The sequence below is a fragment of the Candidatus Binataceae bacterium genome (assembly GCA_035500095.1).
Lineage (GTDB): Bacteria > Desulfobacterota > Binatia > Binatales > Binataceae > JAKAVN01.
The window spans coordinates 1-20,188 of record DATJXN010000012.1 but is presented as its reverse complement, the minus strand read 5'-3'; the positions used below and the strand labels follow the sequence as shown (position 1 = coordinate 20,188).

At 65.4% G+C, this 20,188-nt stretch carries 18 protein-coding genes; 5 read left to right on the top strand and 13 right to left on the bottom strand.

All coding sequences use genetic code 11. The annotated features are described in order from the left end of the window. Positions 1–64 precede the first annotated feature (64 nt). From VMI09_01665 to metH, 11 genes are all read right to left on the bottom strand, one after another. A complete protein-coding gene (locus VMI09_01665; GenBank protein HTQ23371.1) occupies positions 65–1,462 on the bottom strand; it encodes an MFS transporter in 1,398 nt (465 codons plus the stop codon). Positions 1,463–1,551: 89 nt separating this feature from the next. Next, positions 1,552–3,219: a 2Fe-2S iron-sulfur cluster-binding protein gene (locus VMI09_01660; GenBank protein ID HTQ23370.1), complete on the bottom strand. Its 1,668-nt coding sequence runs from the start codon at positions 3,217–3,219 to the stop codon at positions 1,552–1,554. Further along, a complete protein-coding gene (nuoB, locus tag VMI09_01655) occupies positions 3,194–3,772 on the bottom strand; it encodes an NADH-quinone oxidoreductase subunit NuoB (protein HTQ23369.1) in 579 nt (192 codons plus the stop codon). Before nuoB ends, VMI09_01660 begins: the two co-directional genes overlap by 26 nt. Positions 3,773–3,900: 128 nt before the next feature. Beyond that, on the bottom strand, positions 3,901–4,917 hold the full coding sequence (gene gmd / locus VMI09_01650) for a GDP-mannose 4,6-dehydratase (protein ID HTQ23368.1): 1,017 nt from the start codon (positions 4,915–4,917) through the stop codon (positions 3,901–3,903). A 29-nt stretch (positions 4,918–4,946) separates the two neighbouring features. Beyond that, the gene (locus VMI09_01645; GenBank protein HTQ23367.1) at positions 4,947–5,288 is read right to left on the bottom strand and encodes a cupin domain-containing protein; all 342 of its coding nucleotides are present in this window, start codon (positions 5,286–5,288) and stop codon (positions 4,947–4,949) included. A 206-nt stretch (positions 5,289–5,494) separates the two neighbouring features. Beyond that, positions 5,495–5,701 carry a hypothetical protein gene (locus tag VMI09_01640; GenBank protein HTQ23366.1) on the bottom strand — a complete coding sequence of 69 codons (207 nt, stop codon included), beginning with the start codon at positions 5,699–5,701 and terminating at the stop codon, positions 5,495–5,497. After that, complete coding sequence (locus VMI09_01635; protein HTQ23365.1) at positions 5,695–6,429, bottom strand: hypothetical protein; 735 nt, start codon at positions 6,427–6,429, stop codon at positions 5,695–5,697. Before VMI09_01635 ends, VMI09_01640 begins: the two co-directional genes overlap by 7 nt. Before the next feature lie 302 nt (positions 6,430–6,731). Next, positions 6,732–7,316, bottom strand: a complete 585-nt coding sequence (locus VMI09_01630) for a DUF3501 family protein (protein ID HTQ23364.1) — start codon at positions 7,314–7,316, stop codon at positions 6,732–6,734. Positions 7,317–7,331: 15 nt separating this feature from the next. Continuing rightward, complete coding sequence (locus VMI09_01625; protein HTQ23363.1) at positions 7,332–8,678, bottom strand: heterodisulfide reductase-related iron-sulfur binding cluster; 1,347 nt, start codon at positions 8,676–8,678, stop codon at positions 7,332–7,334. Positions 8,679–8,879: 201 nt separating this feature from the next. Beyond that, positions 8,880–9,296 (bottom strand): rubrerythrin family protein, encoded by a 417-nt coding sequence (locus VMI09_01620; GenBank protein HTQ23362.1) that lies wholly within the window; start codon positions 9,294–9,296, stop codon positions 8,880–8,882. Between the two features lie 294 nt (positions 9,297–9,590). After that, positions 9,591–13,130 (bottom strand): methionine synthase, encoded by a 3,540-nt coding sequence (gene metH / locus VMI09_01615; GenBank protein HTQ23361.1) that lies wholly within the window; start codon positions 13,128–13,130, stop codon positions 9,591–9,593. A gap of 177 nt (positions 13,131–13,307) precedes the next feature. Between metH and VMI09_01610 the strand changes: the two genes are divergently transcribed. Next, positions 13,308–14,063 carry a DUF1499 domain-containing protein gene (locus VMI09_01610; GenBank protein HTQ23360.1) on the top strand — a complete coding sequence of 252 codons (756 nt, stop codon included), beginning with the start codon at positions 13,308–13,310 and terminating at the stop codon, positions 14,061–14,063. Between the two features lie 65 nt (positions 14,064–14,128). Here the strand turns inward: VMI09_01610 and VMI09_01605 are convergent, their stop codons facing one another. Further along, positions 14,129–15,073 carry an LLM class flavin-dependent oxidoreductase gene (locus VMI09_01605; protein HTQ23359.1) on the bottom strand — a complete coding sequence of 315 codons (945 nt, stop codon included), beginning with the start codon at positions 15,071–15,073 and terminating at the stop codon, positions 14,129–14,131. A gap of 45 nt (positions 15,074–15,118) precedes the next feature. Further along, positions 15,119–15,904: an exodeoxyribonuclease III gene (xth, locus tag VMI09_01600; protein ID HTQ23358.1), complete on the bottom strand. Its 786-nt coding sequence runs from the start codon at positions 15,902–15,904 to the stop codon at positions 15,119–15,121. A gap of 196 nt (positions 15,905–16,100) precedes the next feature. On the opposite strand from xth, the gene VMI09_01595 reads away from it, so the two are divergent. The 4 genes from VMI09_01595 to hisF all read left to right on the top strand — a co-directional run. Next, positions 16,101–17,237: an FAD-binding oxidoreductase gene (locus tag VMI09_01595; GenBank protein ID HTQ23357.1), complete on the top strand. Its 1,137-nt coding sequence runs from the start codon at positions 16,101–16,103 to the stop codon at positions 17,235–17,237. 2 nt (positions 17,238–17,239) lie between these two features. After that, positions 17,240–18,736 carry a D-aminoacylase gene (locus VMI09_01590; protein HTQ23356.1) on the top strand — a complete coding sequence of 499 codons (1,497 nt, stop codon included), beginning with the start codon at positions 17,240–17,242 and terminating at the stop codon, positions 18,734–18,736. Positions 18,737–18,841: 105 nt separating this feature from the next. Next, positions 18,842–19,462 (top strand): imidazole glycerol phosphate synthase subunit HisH, encoded by a 621-nt coding sequence (hisH, locus tag VMI09_01585; GenBank protein ID HTQ23355.1) that lies wholly within the window; start codon positions 18,842–18,844, stop codon positions 19,460–19,462. A 4-nt stretch (positions 19,463–19,466) separates the two neighbouring features. Next, on the top strand, positions 19,467–20,188 hold a 722-nt coding region (gene hisF / locus VMI09_01580; GenBank protein HTQ23354.1), incomplete at its 3' end, for an imidazole glycerol phosphate synthase subunit HisF.

Below are 20,188 nucleotides of genomic sequence, written 5' to 3'. Positions count from 1 at the left end.
GATGTCAACCCGGAAGTTTAAACCGCCGGAGTTTCAACCGCACTATCAGTCTTACAGAATCGGCTCAGGCGGGCGATGGGCGCGTTGCGCTCGCCGCGTGCTCGCCCGCTCCCTGTCCAGCTCTGGTCGGCGCCCATCCGCCGCGGATCGCAAGCATCGCGGGAATCAGCGTCGCCATGCCGGCGACGGCCACCCACATCCACGCGGCCCATCCGTAATGGCTTGAAACATATGCGACCAGCGGGCCCGAGATCGCGATCCAGCCGCGATAGATCAACTGGAAGAACGACCATCCGCTCGCCTGCAGAGCAGGCGCGATATCCTCGAGCAGCTCCGAATATTGCGCGCACCACGGGATGAAGGCGAAGGCGACCAGCCCGCCGAGCAGAAACATGACCGCGCCCAACTGGAACGGCGGCAGCGGATTGGCGAACGTTTCAATCCACCAGATCAGCACCACCATCGAGGCGACCGTGCCGACGAGCACCAGGGGCTTGCGCATCCGCAGCTTGTCCGAGAGCCATCCGGCCGGCACCAGCATGAACAGGTTGAGCAGCCAGAAGTAGGACGCCATCTTGGCCGCTGCGGCCGGAGTGTAATGGAACGCCCGGTTGAACATCACCGGGAAGAATGTCTGGCTGGTGATCGACAGGGTCAGAAAGGCCACCGAGCCGACGACCAGGACCCACACTTCCCAATGGCTCAGCAGCTGTCTGAAAGCGGCGCTTCCGCTGGCCGGAACCTCCATCCTCACTTCGCGCAGGTGCTCGGCGGGATCGGCCGCGACCGCCGCTTCGCTCTCGACGATCGTCAGGCGCAGGTTCGGGTGCAGATCCTTGAGCCACAGCAGGACCGGGACGTACATCAGGATCGACAACAGCCCCATGATCCAGATCTGCGATTGCCAGGTGCCGAAGATCGGCAGCGTCACGCCGCTGATGAAATTCCACAGGAAGATGCATCCTACGGCGCCCACCGTAAGCAGGCCGAAGGCGGCGCCGCGGCTGACGCGCGGCGACATGTCGCGGGTAAGGCCTCCGAGGGCGCCCCACATCAGCCCGGCGGTAAGATTCATCGCGCCGCGGACTATCACGAACGACCAGAACCCGGTCATCAGCAGGTTGGCAAAGGTCAGTACGATGATGATCGCGAGGCACACGTCGATGACGATAATGCGGCCGTGACGATCCGCGAGCGGTCCGCCGATCATCGCCGACGCGCCCGACAGCAGCACCGCGAAAAATAAAAAGCCGGTAAAGTCTTCCAGGCTGAAGTGCAGCGTCGGAATCCACAGCGGCAGCAGCGGCGCGAACTGGAATTCGTAAAACGAGACGATCGTCGCGAGCACGGTAAGCAGCAGCATCGCCCAGCGATGCGCGCCGACCGGATAGGTCTCGAGCGTGCGATGGGTCGCGACGTAGCCCTTGAGGCTTCCCGCTTCGGAAACGGCTGCGCTCGCCATAGCCTTTGCTCCCCCTGCGGCTTGCGCCGGCGCGCGGCGCCGGTCGGCAAGCACAGAGTGCGTCAATTGATCGTCCGACGGCAAGCGCTTCAGCGCACGCTGGAACTCTGCGCACCGGCGCCATTCAAGAGCGCGCCGCTGGCCCCCAAGGTCTCCAGCGAAAACCCGGCGAACCGCGGATCCGCCCGTCGCATTGGCGCCCACATCGCGTCGGGATCGAAACGGCGCTCGCCGCCGTCGATCGCGTTGAGCAGACGGGTAAAAATCTCGCCGTCGCCGAGCCATCCCGGCGCCGTCTCGATCGCCTGGTAGATGCGCTGCACGCGCCCGGCGTGATTGATGAACGAGCCGTCCTTCTCGGCGAAGGTGGTGGCGGGTAATACCACCGCCGCCGCCGCCGCAAGGCGGGGGTCGAGCCTCAAGCTTTGCACGATCAGCAGTTCGAGCCGCCCCAGGATCGCTACGGTCGCCGCGAGACGTTCGGGCGCAAGCGTGTCGAGCAAATCCTCGCCGCAAAGATACAGCCCTTTGATCTCGCCGGCTTCCAGAGCTCGCGTGAGCTCGCCGAGCCCGTCGTCCTCGCCGCTCACCAGGCCCAGCTCGCGCACGCCGCGCGCGTTGGGCGCTTTTTCGGTCTTGATCAAAAAATCGTCGGCCGCGCGCTTGCGCACGGCCATCGCGGCCTTGCCCGCACCGGCGGCGCGCAGCAGCTCCCCGAAGCGGAAATTCTCCTCGAGCGTCAAATGGGGCGACACGACCGCCCCGAGCGCGCCATCTCCATGGCGTGCCTTGAGCGCGGCGATCGCGGCCGCTGCGGTTGCGATCGCGCCCTGCCAGGTGGCTTGCGCCAGCGCTCCGTTCTCGGCGACCATCGGCGAGCGCAGGCGCTCAGGGGCATCGACCGGCTTGTATTCCAGGCGCCCGGGGTCGCACATCCAGGTGTCGTTGACCGCGTCGTTGCGCCGCGGAGTCAGCCGCCAGATGCGGTTGCGATGCTCCGAGATCATGATGTTGCAGCCGTTGGAGCAGCCGGGACATATGCTGGCGGTTTCCTGGAGAAACCAGACGCGGATGCGATGATGGAAGTCCTTGCTTTCGAGCGCGCCGACCGGGCAGATGTCGGCGGTGCAGATCGAGTAGTTGTTGTCGAGGCGGCGATCGTGGATGTCGAGGACCGAGCGGTCGCCGAGGTTGAAGACCGCGAGCTCGCCGGTCTTGCTGATCTCGCGGCAAAAGCGCACGCAACGCCGGCACAGGATGCATCGCTCCTGGTCGAGCAGCATGCGCTCGCCGATATCGATGCGTTTCTGATGCTTGCGGCGCGGATCGAGCGTCCGCGCATGACGGCTCCCAAAGCGCATCGCGTAATTCTGCAGCCAGCACTCGCCGGCCTTGTCGCAGATCGGGCAGTCCAGCGGATGGTTTACGAGCAGGAGTTCGAGCACACCGCGGCGCGCCAGCGCGACTTCCGGATCCGCGGTGTTCACCACCATCCCGTCGCGCACCTGGGAGTTGCACGAGATCTGCAGCTTCGGCATCCCCTCGATCTTGACCTGACATAGCCGGCAACTGCCGTCGATGCTGAGCTTGGGATGGTAGCAATAGTGCGGAAGATCCATTCCCGCATCGAGCATCGCCTGCAAAAGCGGCGTGCCCTCGGGCGCCTCGAGCGGGCGGCCGTCGACCGTGAGCTTCACGGTTTTGGGGGCGGCGGCGGCGGCCTTCGCCGGGTTAATCGAGCTTGCGTCCGCTGCCATGGAGCGTGGACCAGAGTTGCGGCTGGCGTTCGTTCTGGACGCGGTACTGCAGTTTGATCAGTCCGTCGAGCACGGCCTCGGGACGCGGCGGGCATCCGGGAATGTAGAGGTCCACGGGGATTATGCGGTCGATACCCTGGAGCACGGCATAGTTGTCGTAGGGGCCGCCCGAACTGGTGCAGGCGCCGAACGAAACCACCCATTTCGGCTCCGCCATCTGCTCCCACACGCGGCGCAGAATCGGAGCCTGGCGCTGGGTGATGGTGCCGACGACGAACAGCAGATCGGCCTGACGCGGAGTGAAGCGCGGCAGCGCGGCGCCGAAGCGGTCGATGTCGTAGCGCGGACCCGCGACCGAAAAATATTCCATTCCGCAGCACGCAGTGACGAAAGGGTAGGTGAAAAAGGAATATTTGCGGGCCCACTGCACGGCGTCGTGCAGGCGCGTCAGCGCGAAGCTTTCGGGGAAGGCCGCGCTCTCGTCGTTGAGCGAGTGCCGCGCGATCGCGCCGCGCACCATGAAGGCCGAAAATCTGCGTCGCCGGTCAGCCATGTCGAAGATTCTTGCCCCCCGCCTCAAACCATACTTTCGCGAAACGGCGGTCGAGGGCAAGGCCGGACCGGTTGCGATCGGAGAATGAATCGAAAACGGCCGGCGCGCCGATCGGACGGCGCCGCGCGCTACTGGCCGCGGCTGCGTTTTTCGCGCTCGGCCAACTCGAGGTCGAAGTCGACCATCATCTCGACCAGTTGCTGGAAATTCACCCGCGGCTTCCATCCCAGCACGCGCCGCGCCTTGGACGCGTCGCCCTGCAGCAGGTCAACCTCGGCCGGCCGCAGATACCGGGGGTCGGTCTGTACGTACTTGTGCCAATCGAGCTTCAGCCGATCGAACACGCGCTCGAGGAACTCCTGCACCGAATGGGTTTCGCCGGTGGCGACCACGTAGTCGTCGGGCTGTTCCCGCTGCAGCATCATCCACATCGCCTCGACGTAGTCGCCGGCAAAGCCCCAGTCGCGGCGCGCGTCGAGGTTGCCGAGCGCGAGGCTGTCCTGCAGGCCCAGCTTGATGCGGGTGGCGCTGCGGGTGATCTTGCGGGTGACGAAATTCTCGCCGCGCCGGGGCGATTCGTGGTTGAACAGGATACCATTGGCGGCGAACAGCCCGTACGCCTCGCGGTAATTGATCGTCTGCCAGTGCGCGTAAACCTTGGCGCAGGCGTATGGGCTCCGCGGATGAAATGGCGTCGTCTCGCGCTGCGGTACTTCGGCCACCCGCCCGAACATCTCCGACGAACCCGCCTGGTAGTAGCGCGCCGCGCGCCCGTGGCGCTTGTTGTGATCGCGCAGCGCCTCCAGCAGCCGGAGCGCGCCCAAGCCGACCACGTCGGCGGTGTATTCAGGCTGGTCGAAAGAGATGCGCACGTGAGATTGGGCGGCCAGATTGTAAACTTCGTCGGGCCGGACCTGCTCGATGATCGCGCGCAGCCCCGTGCCGTCGCCCAGATCGCCGTAGTGCAGCTGGAGGGGCGAAGGGCCGTGGCCGAAACCCTTGCGCATGTGGTCGATACGCCCGGTGGCGAAGCTCGAGGTCCGGCGCACGACGCCGTGCACTTCGTAACCCTGCTTGACCAGAAATTCCGCGAGGTAAGAGCCGTCCTGCCCGGTAACCCCGGTTATCAGTGCAACTTTGGCCATGGCTTCCCTGTGTTCCGGTCCGATTCCGTTCAGTCGCCGCGAACGAGGCGATGAGAATCGCTGTCGAAGTGCTGGGTGGAAAATTCGAACAATTCGGCGTCCTCCAGCGCTTCCATCTGATGCACCAGTCCCTGCGGAACGTCCATGCACTCGCCGGCGACGAGCTCGAACTCTTCGAGGGTCTCGGCCTCGGGCGATTCCTTGACCCGGATTTTCAGCCGGCCCGTGCGCAGGTAGAAGGACTCGTTTTTAATCTTGTGAAAGTGCAGCGAGCAGCGCTTGCCCTTTTGAATTTCGAGGATCTTGCCGCAGTAAAGATCGCCGTTCACGATCCAGACTTCGCGTCCCCAGCCCTTGGGCACGATCTTCACTGGTTTCCGCGCACGGTTCATAACCTTTCCCAATCCCTTTTCAGCGCTGATCCCGCGCGCCCCTGCCATACGCCTAAACACGGTAGCGGGCAGCCCCGCCCCTTCTACAATGCCAGAAGATGACAAGACGCACTACCGTCCCCGGGTCTGCTTGGGCCGAACCACAGCCTGTCGGCAAGGTGATGTTTCAGTACCGGACAATTCTCTTATGCGGCCGAGGGCCGCGCGACGGCGGGCGCCGCAGACTCTGCGACCACTCCCTTTCCGGCGCCGTTGTCGCTGGCATTGGCCAGGCCAGGAACGAATTCATTGACCCCGATAGAGAAGCGCTGGAGCGGCAAATGATGGGCATCGGCAAAGGCCTTGACTATCGCCAGCCGGTCTTCGCTAATGCCGTCGGCGGCGATCAGCATCCAGTGAAACCCGGTCGCCAGGTAGATTCGCGACAGATCGTCAAGCGCCGAGCACCTGGTGGCCATGGACCAGCTTGCCTTCCTTGAACGCGTCGTCGTCGACGAAGCCGACCAACCGCATCCTGCGATCCTTGCCGCTGAAGATGTAGAAGTTGAAGAACAGGAAGCCGCCGAGCGTCCCCCCCCGCCGCGAGCGCCGCACAAGCCAGCCCGAGGTCACGGGACCACCATGCGACAACCCCTATTGCACCCGTCGCGGCAATTCCGACCCCGGCGGCCAATCCGTCGAGCCCGTCAATCAGGTTGAAGGCGTTGATCACCGCGACCATGAAAAAGCCCGCGAGGGCAAGGTTAACCAACGGCCATCGCGTGACCTCGGGCGCAGCCGGCGCGGCCCAGAGGAAAAACGCGACCACCATCAGCTGCGCGAGCAGTTTGCGCGAGGGTGTGAGCGCGACCGCATCGTCCAGGACGCCGACCGTCAGTAACGCCACCATCCCGGCCGTCAGCCAGTACGGCAACTCGCCCACAAGGCCGAGCGCTGCAATCACCGCGAGCACAATAGCCACACCGCCCAGCACCGGCGTCGGCTCCGGTTGGCCGGATTCCTCGCAGGGCGAAGCTATGAGGTTGAAGCGCAGCGCAAGCGCCTTAGCCGCAGGCGTCAACGCAACGACCAGCGCGAACGCCGACGCGGCACAAATGGCGAGCTTCTCGGTGGCGGTCATCGGTCCAATTCAGCCGATCACGATGCTCGATTCAGCGAGAAAAAGAGCAGTTTTGCAGAATGGACAAAGTCGCTCAACGCACCCATACTCCGCATAAACGTGCGCTCTATCGCAAGAAGAGGACTTCGCATCGATGTGTTGCTGCGCATTTTAGGCGCATATAAGAGGCTTCAATATAACTCAAACTATTATATGATGCAATGCAGCCCGTAGGCGAGCCGAACCGCCGCTCTTTCATCGAGCGCTCTTCGGCCGGCAAGAGGCCGCGCGAGAGGCGTCCTGGGAGAACGGGAAGGGATGCCCTAATCCGGGCGCAGATCGTCAGTCAGCGCTTCTGCCAGTGGGGCTTGGACGAGGGCGCGCACAGCGAGATGCGGATGGTCCGCTTCGACCGCGACCTTGCCCGCGGCCGCCAGATCGCCAAACCGAGTCGCATCCGCGCCGAGCGGGAAGGCGATGAACTGGACCGCGCTTATCTGATCCGGCGACATTTGTCGTTCATCGAAGCGCGCGCCGATGCGCTGTCCGTCAAGAACGATCCAAATATGGCGTTCGAGTCCGAGCAGGCGCGGAAGCTCGACGTCGCGTTCGGCCGGGTCGGCATACTCGATGAGCAGGGTGGCGGAGAGTTCGCCGGGACGCGGGAGGAGTTCGTTGTAGTTTTCGACCTCGGCGTTAATCGCGGCGTCCTCGAAGATGCGCTCGGTGCGCAAAATCTCCTGGATTTGATACCAGATCGTCTGGCGGTTTTCGAACAGTAGCGTGAGATGCGGGCCGACCGCGAGGCGCCGTCGCGCCTTCTCGGCGATACAGAGCGGGCGGAGTAGGGCGCGCACACGGTCATACGTCGTAAGCGGCAGAATTTCGTGCGGAGTTATCGGCTTCACGGCTTGACTCCTGCTTCACTCTTGGGCGGCGGGCGGCTCCGGCGGCGGCACGAGCCTCGTGAAGCCGTCGGCCTCGTAAGCGCGCGCGAGGATTTCGACCGGATTGAGCGGGCGCACGCCGATCGCCTGTTCGATCTGGATCGCGGCGAGCGGACAGTCCGTGGCCAGCACTTCGGCCTCGGCGTTCTTCATTCCGTCGAACGCCTTTGTGCCCCACTTCATCGAGAGCTCGAAGTACTCCTTCTTCATCGCCCAGGTGCCGTCGTGCGCCGTGCACGCGTCAACGGTCACGACCTCGGCGCCCGGGATCGAGCGCACGAGATCGCGCGAGCGCAGGCCGATGTTCTGGGCTTTGAGATGACAGGGCACGTGATACGCGACCTTGCCCGGCGTGGTGCGAAAATCGCGATCGAATTTTCCCTCGCGCCGTAGCGCATAGAGCAGTTCGTGCGGATCGGCGACGGCGGCGGCGAATTCACGCGCTTCGGCGCTGTCGAGCAAGTGCGGGTATTCACTGCGCATCATCAGCGAGCAGGTCGGATTGATCGCGGCGACGCGGTAGCCCTGGCGCACCAGCGGCAGCATCGAGTCCACGTTGGCGCGCGCGAGCTTCTGCGCAAAGGCGACCTCGCCGCCGTCGAGCGCCGGCATCCCGCAGCAGTTCTGCCCGGGCGACGCGATCGCGCATCGATTGCGCCCAAGCACCGAGACCAGCGCCCGTCCGGGCGCGGGATTGTAATAGTTGACGAAGCAAGTGTGGAAGATCGCGACCTTGGCCGCGGGCTCGGGCGGCGCAGGCGGAAGGCCTGTGCGCTTGAGCCACGCCTCGAAGGTCTCCTCGGCGAACTCGGGCAATTGCTTGGCGCGCGAGATGCCAAGCAGCTTCTCCATCATCGCACGCTGAAAGGGACTGCGGCAGGCCCAGTTGGCGAGCTTCGGAACGATGCTGCCGAGCTTGCCCAGCCGATCCGGATTACCCAGCATCTTCTCGCGCCTGCCGACGCCCTTCTCCCGGCCCTCGACCGCGCGCGCGCGCAGCATCAGGCGCGGAAAGTCGAGCTGGAACTCGTGGCCGTCATGCGGCGTGTAGGGGCATCGCACCTCGCACAGCTTGCAGCCGTAGCACAGATCGACGACCCGGCGCGTTTGCGCCACGCCCAGGCTCCGCACGTCGCCGTCCGTGGCGTCGAGCGCGTCAAACAACTGCGGGAACGAGGGACACAGATTGAAACACAGCCTGCAACCCGCGCAGATGTCGAAGACGCGCTCGATTTCCTGGTCGAGTTTCGCGCGCTCCCAGTACCTGGCCTCGTTCGGATTATATGAAAGTGCGTCGGTCGGTTGGGACTTGATCCGTTGCATTTGGATTAAACGCTTCCCAGACGGTAGATCGAGGTCGCGGCGTCAACGTCTTTCAGACCCGCGGCGGTTTGCACCCGACGAACAGCGGCCCGCCGGATGCTGGTCGGCGTCCGGCGGGCCGGGATCACGGCAATCACGATAGCATGCGGCGGGTCGCCGGCGTGCCCGTACGCGCCGCACCCTCGCATGGCTCCGGCGCTGCTACAGCGTGCTCGTGGCCTTCTGGAAGCGGCCGGCGTGAGATTTCTCGGCCTTGGCGAGGGTCTCGAACCAGTCCGCGACCTCTTCAAAGCCCTCTTCGCGAGCGGTCTTCGCCATTCCCGGATACATGTTGGTGTATTCGTAGGTCTCGCCGTGAACGGCCGACTTCAGATTGGCCATGGTGTCGCCGATCGGCTGGTCGGTGGCGGGATCGCCCACCTGCTTGAGATAGTCGAGGTGTCCATGAGCGTGCCCGGTCTCGCCCTCGGCAGTGTCACGGAAGAGCCCCGCGATTTCCGGCTGGCCTTCGACGTCGGCAACCTTGGCGAAGTACAGGTAGCGCCGATTGGCCTGACTTTCGCCGGCAAAGGCTTCCTTAAGGTTGGTGTGCGTCTTGGTGCCCTTAAGATTCTTCATGCTGATATCTCCTGAACGCGTGTGTTGTTAATGGCGGGCGGCGCGATTGGCGCGCGCGTCGCCGCCGCGGCTTGAATCGACACGAATTTGTCCGCCCTACCGGATGATAATTATTATCATCCGGTTCGAGCGAGCGTCAAGCCGCGAACCGGACCGGCGCCATGGCGGCAAGAAGCAAAAGTGGCGCGGGCGCGCCCGACATTACCGCGTATCCGATCGCGTAGCGCGCGCGAACGCGAGATCCGCCGCAGCGGCCTGCGCGGCAGTCGCCAAAATTGTGGCGAGGGCCAGTCTCTATCGCGACGCTATCGCACGCGGCGGGCCCGCCGGCGCGGGACTCAACTCGCGCTCGAGCGCCTCGCTATCGGCGGCGGACAGACTGAAGTAGCGCGCTTCCGGATGATGAAACACCATCGCGCTCACCGAGCTCTCGGGGTCCATCATGAAGCCCTCGGTGAGCTTGAGGCCGATCGCGTGTTTGTCGACTTCGAGCAGGCGGAAGAGCTTTTCCTGATCTTCAAGGCGCGGGCAGGCCGGGTATCCGAATGAGAAGCGCTTGCCGTGATAGTGCGCCTGATGCAGCTCCTTCATCGTGATTCCCGGCGGATCGCCGAATCCCCACATCTGCCGGATCTTCTGATGCAGCAGCTCGGCGAAAGCCTCCGCCCCTTCGAGAGCGAGGATTTGCAGGATGTGCGAGCGCAGGTATTCACCGCGCTCCTTCCATTCCTCGGCGAGAGCGCGCACGCCCGTGCCGATCGTGGTTACGAACATGCAGACGTAGTCGGTCTTGCCCGATGAGCGCGGAGAGATGTAGTCGGCAAGGGAGAGTCCCGGCTCGTCGCTCTGGCGGCCGAAGGTCAGGCTCTCGAGCACCGTCTTGCCGTCGGACGAATATACCATCACGGTGCGGTCGCCGTCCGAGCGTGCGGGGAAGAATCGATAGATCGCGCTGGCCCCGATGTCCGCGCGCGCGAGCATCACCTCTTCGACCGCGGCGACCGCCGCGCTCAATTCCTGCGCCCGCGCCTCGCCCGCGGCGAGCGCGGCTTCGTAGTTGCGCAGCCCCAGGTGGCGTGTATAGAGCATCACCGGGTTGATGTAGCGGAAGATCTCGGCGAGGTCGTAGCCGCGGAGAACGTGGGGCTTCAAATCGGGCGGCAGCGGAATTTCGACGTCCTGGCGCACGCTCGAGGCGCGGGGGCCGGCGCGCGGCGCAGGCGCCGCGGGTTTGCCCGCGCTCGCGAGCAGCCTTTGCGTTTCGGCCTCCAGGCTTTTGCGCAGCGCGGCGCACCGTTCTTCATCCATCAGTTGATTGGCCAGGTCGAGCCCTTCCATCGCGTCGTTGGCGTAGGCGACCAGTCCTTCGTACTCGGGCGCGATCTTCATCCGCGTGAAGCGCGCCGATAGCGCGGCCCCGCCGACCAGCATCGGGCACCGGATGCCCGCGCTCTTCAAGTCCTGCGCCGTCGCCACCATCATCTGCGCCGACTTCACCAGAAGCCCGGAGAGCCCGATGACGTCGGGGCGATGCTCGTTACAGGCTTTGATCAGCTCCTCGGGCGGCACCTTGATGCCGAGATTGACGACCCGGTAGCCGTTGTTGCTGAGAATGATGTCGACGAGGTTCTTGCCGATGTCATGGACGTCGCCCTTGACGGTTGCCAGCACGATCGTCCCGCGCCTCGCGCTTTCGGCCTTCTCCATGTGCGGCTCGAGATGGGCCACCGCGGCCTTCATCGCCTCGGCCGACTGCAGCACCTCGGCCACGATCATCTGGTTGGCGTTGAACAGCCGCCCGACCTCGTCCATCCCCTGCATCAGCGGGCCGTTGATGATCTCGAGCGCCGAGCGCGAGCCGAGCGCCTCGTCGAGGTCCTCGAAGAGCCCTTCCTTGGAGCCTTCGAGGATGTAGAGTCCGAGCCGCTCATCCAGTGGCAGCGCGCGCCTCTGCTCGACGTTGGCCTTGGCCTTGCGCGCGCGGAAGTAGCCCGCGAAGGCCGCGATCGGGTCTTCGCCGCGCCACCAGATCAAGTCCTCGGCGAGGCGCCGCTCCTCTTCGGGCACCGCATGGTAACGCTCGAGCTTCTCGGAGTTGACGATCGCGAGGTCCAGCCCGGCCTGCACGCAGTGATAGAGCATCACCGAGTTAAGCACCTCGCGTCCCGCCTCGGGCAAGCCGAAGGAGACGTTGGAGATGCCGAGCACGGTCTTGCAGCGCGGGAGCGCAGCCTTGATGAGCGCGATGCCCTCGATGGTCTCGACGGCGGAGCCGATATAGTTCCGGTCGCCGGTGCCGACGGGGAACACCAGCGGATCGAAAATGATATCCTCGGGTTCGACGCCGTAGCGTTCGGTCAGGAGCCGGAACGAGCGTTCGGCGATCGCGAGTTTGCGTGCGCGCGTGATCGCCTGCGCCTGCTGCTTGTCCTCGTCGATGCAGCCGACGACCAGCGCCGCGCCGTAGCGTCGCGCGATCGGCACCACGCGCTGAAACCGGTCCTCGCCGTCCTCGAGGTTGACCGAATTGATGATCGACTTGCCCGGGGCGCGCTTGAGCGCCTCTTCGAGCGCGGCCGGGTCGGTCGTATCGATCATCAGCGGAACTTTGACTTTCTTGACTTCAATTTCGAGAAACCCGGTCAAGTCCGCGATCTCGTTGCGGTCCGGGTCCTGCAAGCAGACGTCGAGCACGTGGGCGCCGCGGCGCACCTGCAGGCGGCCGACCTCGGCCGCCTCCTCGAACTTGCCCCCCGCGATCAGCCGCTTGAACTTGCGGCTCCCCAGCACGTTCGTGCGCTCGCCCACGATCACCGGGCGCGTGTTCTCGTCGATCACAAGCGCCTCGATTCCCGAGACTGCGGAACGGCGGAGGCTCGACGGCTTGCGCGGCCGCTTGCCCTCGGCCATCCGCGCGAGCGCGCGGATATGCTCGGGCGTGGTCCCGCAGCATCCACCGATCAGATTGACCCATCCGGCCTCGACGAAGCGCTCGAGCTTGTGCGCGAGGGAGTCGGGCGACTCGTTGTAGCGGCCCTCCTCGTCGGGCAGGCCCGCATTGGGTACGCAGGCGACGTCGAAGCGGCAGATTTCCGAGAGGGTGCGCAGATGGTCGGTCATGAAATCGGGGCCGGTTGCGCAGTTGAGGCCCATCCAGATGAGCGCGCGATTGGCGAGCGAGGTGTAAAAGGCCTCGATGTCCTGCCCCGCCAGCAGCGTGCCCATCGTCTCGATCGTGCCCGAGACCGCAAGCGCAACCTCGACACCGGCATTTGCCAACGCGCGCTCGATTCCGATAAGCCCGGCCTTGCAGTTGAGCGTGTCCTGCACCGTCTCGAGCAGCAGCAGATCGACGCCGCCTTCGATCAGACCCTCGGCCTGTTCCTGGTAGGTGTCCGCCAGCTGCTCGAAAGTGATTCCGCCCGTGACCGAGATCGCCTTGGTCGTCGGTCCCATCGAGCCCGCTACGAAGCGCGGCCGCCTGGGCGTGCTGGCGGCGTCGGCCGCGGCGCGCGCGACCGAAGCGGCCAGGCGATTGATTTCGCGCGCTTGCCCGGCGAGTCCGTACTCGGCCAGCACGACCGAGGTCGCGCCGAAGGTGTTGGTCTCGATAATGTCGGCGCCGGCGTCGAGGAAACTCTCGTGCAGTTCGCGGATCTTGTCGGGAACCGTGCGTACGAGGTTTTCGTTGCAGCCCTCGAGCTGCGGGCCGCCGAAGTCGGCGGCCGACAGATGCATGTTCTGGATGGAGGTGCCGGCGGCGCCGTCGATAATGACGATCTGCGCGGCCATCAAGTCGCGCAAAAGCCTGATTCGGTTTGCGGTGCTTCTCATGGATGGGGGAAGAGGCTCGATGGCCTCTGTCGTCAGCCTATCCGAGCGAAGCGTGACGGGCAATTTCGACCGGAACGATGCGCGATCGTTTTGTATTTAGCCCTTGACTGCTGTAACGGATCGGTTTGCTGCCCCGTTTGTTCGGACGATGCCGCACTGAGACAAGGAGAGACGACGATGATCACGGCCTGGCTTTCGATCTTGGACGCGATACTTGCCGTACTGCTCCTGGGAATCGGCGTCGTAGCCGCCCATCTAGGGCTGGTTCCGCCGATGACCGGCTTTCTCGCTTTTCTGCTGAGCTTTGCCGTCGGGGTGCTGGCGATGCTCTTCGGCCTCATCGGTATCGCGCGCACCGCCGCGCCCGCGCGCAGGCCCGGGCGGCCCAAGGCCGTAGGCGGTTTCGTGCTCGGTCTGCTGGTCGCCGTCCCGGTTGGCTTGACGATGTGGCGCTGGATGTCGATGCCGTATCCCGAGATCAACGACATCACCACCGACTACGACAACCCGCCGGAGTTCGTTAAACCGCCGGATATGGCGGCGGACTCGATGAAGTACGACCGCGCCAAGTTCCAGCCCGTGCAGAGCAACGAATACCCGAAGCTCGATCCGCTGCGGCTCGACGAGAAGCCCGAAGACGCGTTCGCCAAGGTGAAAGCCGCGGCCAACACGTATCCGGGATGGGTAATCGTCTTCGTCGATCCGGCTACGCATACGATCGAAGGCGTCGAGACCTCGTATCTCTTCCGCTTTCGCGACGATTTCGTGATCCAGGTGCGCCCGGGCTCCAATCCCGACAGCAGCTTGGTTGAGATGCGCTCGCGCTCGCGCGACGGGAAGGGCGACTTCGGCGTCAACTACAACCGGATCCGCGGGTTCTTCGCGATGCTGAAGCCGGGCGGCGGCGAGGCCGCGCCGGCGTCGCCGTCGTAGTGCGATCGCCGCTGCCGCGTGGCCGTCGTGCGGCCGCCGACCTGCCCGATGCGGGTGCTGCGCTCCTACGGACGTAGCGCCCGCATCAGGCGGCGCACCGCGGCCTCGCGCGCCTCGTTGACCGGGTTGACGAACACGATCGCCGTGCCGATGCCCGGCGCGCTCAGCTCGGCCAGCCGCTCGCGCACCCGCCCCTCCGATCCGACCAGCAGCGTCGCGTCGATCATCGGGTCGCTCACCGCGGCGAGTGCGGCGGCGGCGTCGCCGCGCGCCGCGCGTATCACCGCAATCTCGCGCTCGAAACCGGCCTTCGCCATCATGTTGCCGTAAAACCGCAGAGCTCCGTAGCGCGACAGCAGCGTGCGCGCCGGTCGGCGCGCCGCTTCGAGGTCGTCGGCGATGAACGCGGTCGCGAACAGCACCGGCTCGACCGCGGCCGGCTCGCGGCCGGCCGCGCGCGCCCCTTCCGCGACTTCGCCGAGCGCCTCGCGCACCCGCGCGGGCGGAAAGAAATTGAAAATCACGCCGTCGGCGATCTCGCCCGCCATCCGCACCATCGGGCGCGAAACGCCGGCAAGATAGAGAGGCAGCTTGCCGCTGATCTTCGGCCCGGTGCCGCCGCCCTCGAGCATCTTGCGCAGCGTCACCACCGTCTCGCGCATCTTCGCCATCGGCTGCCCCATTTCGATCCCGAGGCGCGAGTTGCCCTCGCCGTGGCCGGTGCCGAGGCCCAGGATGAAGCGTCCGCCGGTAAGCTGATGGACGGTTGCGGCCTCGTTGGCGAGCAGCGCCGGATGGCGCAGGTAGATGTTGGTGATCGCGGTGCCGAGCCCGATGCGCCGCGTCTGCATTCCCAGCGCGAGCGAACAGGCGAGCGAGTCGTTATTCGCCTCGGTCATGAAGACCGCGGTATAGCCCATATCTTCGGCCTCGCGCGTCCACTCGATGACCTTCTCGAGCGGACTGTCGGGCATTATTGAAAAGGCAAGAGCGACCCTGGTTTTCTGCATCTTGTCGGCCTCAATTCAGATGATTCAACATACTCAAAGCTAAAGTCAGTCGGCGAGTTGCGCCCAGGTCGGGGCGTGATCGCTCGCTTTCTCCCAGCCGCGAACCTCGCGATCGACACCTGCAGCGACGAGCCGCGGCGCAAGGGAGGGACTGAGCAGAAGATGATCGATGCGCAGCCCGCGATCGTTCCCGAAATGATTTCGAAAGTAATCCCAGAAGGTATATATGCGCTCCTCGGGATGCATCTTGCGCAGCGCGTCGGTCCAGCCGCGCGCGAGCAGCCGGGCGAAGGCCTCACGCGACTCGGGCCGGAACAAAGCGTCATCGACCCAGCGTTCCGGCGCGAAGACGTCGAGCTCGGTGGGAATCACATTGTAGTCGCCGGCCAGAACAACCGGGGAATTCTGGGCGAGGAGCGTCTCGGCGTGGTCCTCGAGCCGGCGGAGCCATCCGAGCTTGTAATCGAACTTCGGCCCGGGCGCGGGATTGCCATTGGGGAGATAAAGGCATCCGACGAGCACGCCCCCGGTCTGTCCCTGGATTCTTCCCTCGATATAGCGGCTATGCAGATCATCCGGATCGCCCGGCAAGACGCGGCGAACCTCCACCGGATCGGCGCCGCGCGCAAGGATCGCGACGCCATTGAAGCTCTTCTGGCCGTGCCAGATGACGCCGTAGCCCGCCTCGCGAATCGCGGCCTCGGGAAACCGGTCGTGCGGGATCTTGAGTTCCTGAAGGCACGCGACGTCGGGCCTGGCTTCGGCGAGCCAGCGCAGAAGGTTCGGCAGGCGCGCGGTAATGCCGTTCACGTTGAAAGAGGCGATCTTCAATAGTCCGTCTTTCCTTCTACAATTATCCTCGTCTGCGACAGCTACGATCGCAAAGCTCCCCGCCGCTCGCCGCCCGCGATCGTTAGCCGGAACGCCGGTGGCTGCGCAACCGGCTTGACCGCTCTCGCCGCCCGGCGCGATAAGAGAACGGACGATTGCCGATAAGCCGGCCGATTGGTCCGCTTGAGCTTTTAAGATGGAGAGTTTCGATTTCATAGTCGTGGGCTGCGGTATCGCGGGCGCATCGGCCGGATATGAACTGGCGGCGCATGCGCGAGTCCTGGTGCTCGAGCGCGAAAGCCAGCCCGGCTACCATACGACCGGCCGCTCCGCGGCGCTCTTCGTCCAGACCCACGGTCCCGCGGTGATTCGCGCGCTGAGCCGCGGCGCGAAAAACTTCTTTCTCAACCCGCCCGCCGGATTCACGGAACATCCATTGCTGACCGAGCGCGGGATGCTGCTGATCGGGCGCGGCGACCAGTCCGATTTGCTCGAAAAGAGTTTTGCGCAGTCCTCGCGGCACATCGCCGGCGTGCGCCGACTCGACGCGAAGGGCGCCTGCAGCCTCGTGCCGCTGCTGAGAGAAGACTACCTCGCCGGCGCCGTGCTCGATCCCGAAGCGATGGACATGGACGTGCACGCGATCCACTGGGGATTCATCGGGGGGATGCGGGCGCGCGGCGGCCGACTCATAACCGGCGCCGAGCTGACTGGTCTCTCACGCGAGGGCGACAAGTGGAGCGTGCGGACCGCAGCCGGCGATTTCGCCGCGCCGGTCGTGGTCAATGCGGCCGGTGCATGGTGCGACGTGGTCGGCGCGATGGCCGGCGCGGCGCCGATCGGTCTCGTGCCCAAGCGGCGCACGGCATTTATTTTCGATCCGCCGCCCGGCGCGCAGATCGCCAAATGGCCCTCGGTGATCGACGTCGGCGAAGAATTCTATTTCAAGCCCGACGCGGGCAAATTCCTCGGCTCGCCGGCCGATCAGACGCCGATGGAACCGTGCGATGCGCAGCCCGACGACTTCGACGTCGCGGTCGCGGTGGACCGGATTCAGCGCGCGGCGCGAATTCCGGTAACACATATCAACCGCAAATGGGCAGGCCTGCGCTCGTTCGTCGCCGACGGATGCCCGGTCGTCGGTTATGACCCGCGGGTCGCGGGATTCTTCTGGCTGGCCGGCCAGGGCGGGTATGGAATCGAGACCTCGCCGTCGATGGGGCGGCTTTGCGCGAGCCTCGCGCTTGGCCACGGCGTTCCCTCCGATCTTGCCGCGCAGGGTGTGACCGAAGCCGTTCTATCGCCGACGCGAATCACGCGCGAGCAGCTTTAGATATGAGCACCGATCGCTGGGACATCGTCATCCGCGGCGCGCGGATCTTCGAGGGCACGGGCGCCCCGCCGTTTCATGGCAGTCTCGCGGTGTGCGGCGATCGAATCGCGGCGGTAGGTGAAATCGAGAGCGCGGCGGCGCTCGAGATCGACGCGCGCGGCCTTGCGCTCGCGCCAGGCTTCATCGACGTTCACAGCCACGACGACTTCGCGGTGCTGGCCACGCCCGCGATGGACTTCAAGCTGATGCAGGGCGTCACCACGGAAGTGGTCGGCAACTGCGGGATGGGTGCGGCTCCGTACCCGGCAGTGCGCGAGCACTTTGGTATCTTTTTTGGCGCCGCGACGATATCCGGATGGGAGGGCTATCGCGGCTATCTCAAAATGGTCGAAGACGCGCCGCCAAGCCTCAACGTCGCGGTGCTCGTCGGGCACAACACGATCCGCGCCGCTGCGATGGGGATGGCGCGGCGCGCGCCGACGCGCGACGAGCGGCGCGCGATGCGCGAAATGGTGCGCGAAGGACTCGAAGCGGGCGCCGTCGGCTTTTCCACCGGGCTCATCTATGAGCCGGGTCGGCACTCGGCGACGGAAGAAGTTATCGAGCTCGCGCGCGAGGTCGCCGCGGCTGGCGGAGTTTACGCGACGCACATGCGCAACGAGGCCTCGGGCCTCCCCGACGCTGTGCGCGAAGCGATTCGGATCGGCCGCGAATCCGGCGCGCGCGTCCAGATCTCGCATCACAAGGCCGCGGGAAAAAGAAACTGGGGCCGCGTGCGCGAGTCGATCGAACTTATCGAGCACGCGCGCGCCGAAGGCCTCGACGTGACCGCGGACCAGTATCCTTACACTTCGGGCAGCACGCTGCTCGCGGCGGTGCTGCACAACAACGTCTTCAGCGCGCAGGGCGATGGCGGGGGAATCCCGCGGATTGAGCCGGAATGCGTGCTGATCGCCTCCGCGCCGCTGCATCCGGAATACGAGGGCCGCACGATCGCGGAAATCGCTGCGCAGCTCGGTCTCGCGCCCGAAGATGCCGCGCGCAAGGTCGATGCCGACGAGCGGCATAACGCGATCGCGATCCTCGACATGATGGACGAGGGCGACGTGCGGACCGTGATGCGACATCCGACGACCATGATCGGATCCGACGGGATTCCGCTGGGCGGCAAGCCTCATCCGCGCCTGTACGGGACGTTTGCGCGCGTGCTCGGCCGTTACGCGCGCGAGCTGGGATTGCTCACGGTGGAAGATGCGGTGTACCGGATGACCGGGATGCCGGCGCGGAAATTCGGCCTCGCCGGCCGTGGCGTGCTGCGCGCCGGCGCCTTTGCCGATCTTGTGATCTTCGATCCGGCGACGGTAATCGACACCGGGAGTTTCAGCGATCCCAAGCGCTATCCGGACGGCATCGCGCAGGTCTTCGTCAACGGCGTCGCGGTGGTCGCAAACGGCCGCCATACCGGTGCCCGCCCCGGCCGCGCGCTGCGCCGCTCCTAGCGCGGATCGGAGAGCGCCAATCGCGAAAAAACGGTGTCGCGCGGGCCGGCCGCTCCGGCTAAGATGCTGGTTCGGGCGCCGCAGCCCATCGCCGATAGAGCCGCGATGATCGCGATAGTTGACTACAAGGCCGGAAACCTCACCAGCGTCGCGCGGGCGCTCGAGCATCTCGGCCATCCGTGCGAGGTTACCGACCGCCCCGAGCGCGTGCGCGCTGCCGACCGCGCGATCCTGCCCGGCGTCGGCGCCGCGGGCGCCACGATGGACAACCTGCGCGCGCTCGGACTCGATCAGGTGCTCCGCGACGATATCGTTCGCGCGGGCAAGCCGTTCCTCGGCATCTGCATCGGAATCCAGGTGCTGCTCGACCGCTCCGAGGAGGACGACGCGCACTGTCTCGGCATCGTTGCGGGCCGCGTGGTGCGATTTCCCGCGGCGGTGGACGGCCGTCCGCTCAAGGTGCCGCAGATCGGATGGAACCGCGTGCGCCAGACGCGCCCGCATCCGGTTTTCGGCGGCGTCCCCGACAACACCCACTTCTATTTCGTCAACTCCTACTACCCGGTTCCCGGCGATCCGGCAGTGGTGATCGCGACCAGCGATCACGGGGTCCCGTTTTGCGCGGCGATCGCGCGCGACAACGTCATCGCCACCCAGTTCCACCTCGAAAAGAGCGGCGCCGCCGGGTTGCGTCTGCTCGACAACTTCTGCCGCCTGAAGATCTGACGCCGTGATCGCCAAACGCATCATCCCCTGCCTCGACGTGCGCGCGGGCAAGGTCACCAAGGGCATCCGCTTCCTCGAAAACGCCGACGTCGGCGATCCGGTCGCGATGGCGCGCTACTACTACGAGCAGGGCGCCGACGAGCTGGTCTTCTATGACATAACGGCTTCCAACGAACAGCGCGGGATCATGATTGACGTGGTGCGCGCGGTCGCGCGTGAAATCTTCATCCCGTTCAGCGTCGGCGGCGGCCTCCGCACGCTCGACGACATGCGCGCGGTGCTGCTGGCGGGCGCGGAGAAGGTATCGATCGATTCGGGCGCGGTCCGCGATCCGAACCTGATCGCCCAGGGTGCGCGCGCGTTCGGCAGCCAGTGCATCGTGCTCTCGATGCAGGTCAAACGCACCGGCAAGGCCGGATTGCCTTCGGGCCACGAGGTCATAATCGACGGCGGCCGCACGCCGACCGGGCGCGACGCCTTCGCGTGGGCGCGCGAGGGCGAACGCCTGGGGGCCGGAGAGCTTTGCATCAACTCGATCGACGCCGACGGCACCAAGGCCGGCTACGATCTGGAAATAACCCGGATGATCGCGGACGGGGTGGGAATTCCGGTGATTGCCTCGGGCGGCGCGGGCGAGCCGCGCCATCTGCTCGAGGCCTTTACCGATGGCGGCGCCGACGCCGCCATCGTCGCCTCGATCGTCCATTACGGCGAGTGTACGATTCC

What these genes read in the sequence shown, in the direction of transcription:
- VMI09_01665 (HTQ23371.1), bottom strand. Translation starts at nt 1,462, where the DNA reads ATGGCGAGCGCAGCCGTTTCCGAAGCGGGAAGCCTCAAGGGCTACGTC.
- VMI09_01660 (HTQ23370.1), bottom strand. Translation starts at nt 3,219, where the DNA reads ATGGCAGCGGACGCAAGCTCGATTAACCCGGCGAAGGCCGCCGCCGCC.
- nuoB (HTQ23369.1), bottom strand. Translation starts at nt 3,772, where the DNA reads ATGGCTGACCGGCGACGCAGATTTTCGGCCTTCATGGTGCGCGGCGCG.
- gmd (HTQ23368.1), bottom strand. Translation starts at nt 4,917, where the DNA reads ATGGCCAAAGTTGCACTGATAACCGGGGTTACCGGGCAGGACGGCTCT.
- VMI09_01640 (HTQ23366.1), bottom strand. Translation starts at nt 5,701, where the DNA reads ATGCTGATCGCCGCCGACGGCATTAGCGAAGACCGGCTGGCGATAGTC.
- VMI09_01635 (HTQ23365.1), bottom strand. Translation starts at nt 6,429, where the DNA reads ATGACCGCCACCGAGAAGCTCGCCATTTGTGCCGCGTCGGCGTTCGCG.
- VMI09_01625 (HTQ23363.1), bottom strand. Translation starts at nt 8,678, where the DNA reads ATGCAACGGATCAAGTCCCAACCGACCGACGCACTTTCATATAATCCG.
- VMI09_01620 (HTQ23362.1), bottom strand. Translation starts at nt 9,296, where the DNA reads ATGAAGAATCTTAAGGGCACCAAGACGCACACCAACCTTAAGGAAGCC.
- metH (HTQ23361.1), bottom strand. Translation starts at nt 13,130, where the DNA reads ATGAGAAGCACCGCAAACCGAATCAGGCTTTTGCGCGACTTGATGGCC.
- VMI09_01610 (HTQ23360.1), top strand. Translation starts at nt 13,308, where the DNA reads ATGATCACGGCCTGGCTTTCGATCTTGGACGCGATACTTGCCGTACTG.
- VMI09_01605 (HTQ23359.1), bottom strand. Translation starts at nt 15,073, where the DNA reads ATGCAGAAAACCAGGGTCGCTCTTGCCTTTTCAATAATGCCCGACAGT.
- VMI09_01595 (HTQ23357.1), top strand. Translation starts at nt 16,101, where the DNA reads ATGGAGAGTTTCGATTTCATAGTCGTGGGCTGCGGTATCGCGGGCGCA.
- VMI09_01590 (HTQ23356.1), top strand. Translation starts at nt 17,240, where the DNA reads ATGAGCACCGATCGCTGGGACATCGTCATCCGCGGCGCGCGGATCTTC.
- hisH (HTQ23355.1), top strand. Translation starts at nt 18,842, where the DNA reads ATGATCGCGATAGTTGACTACAAGGCCGGAAACCTCACCAGCGTCGCG.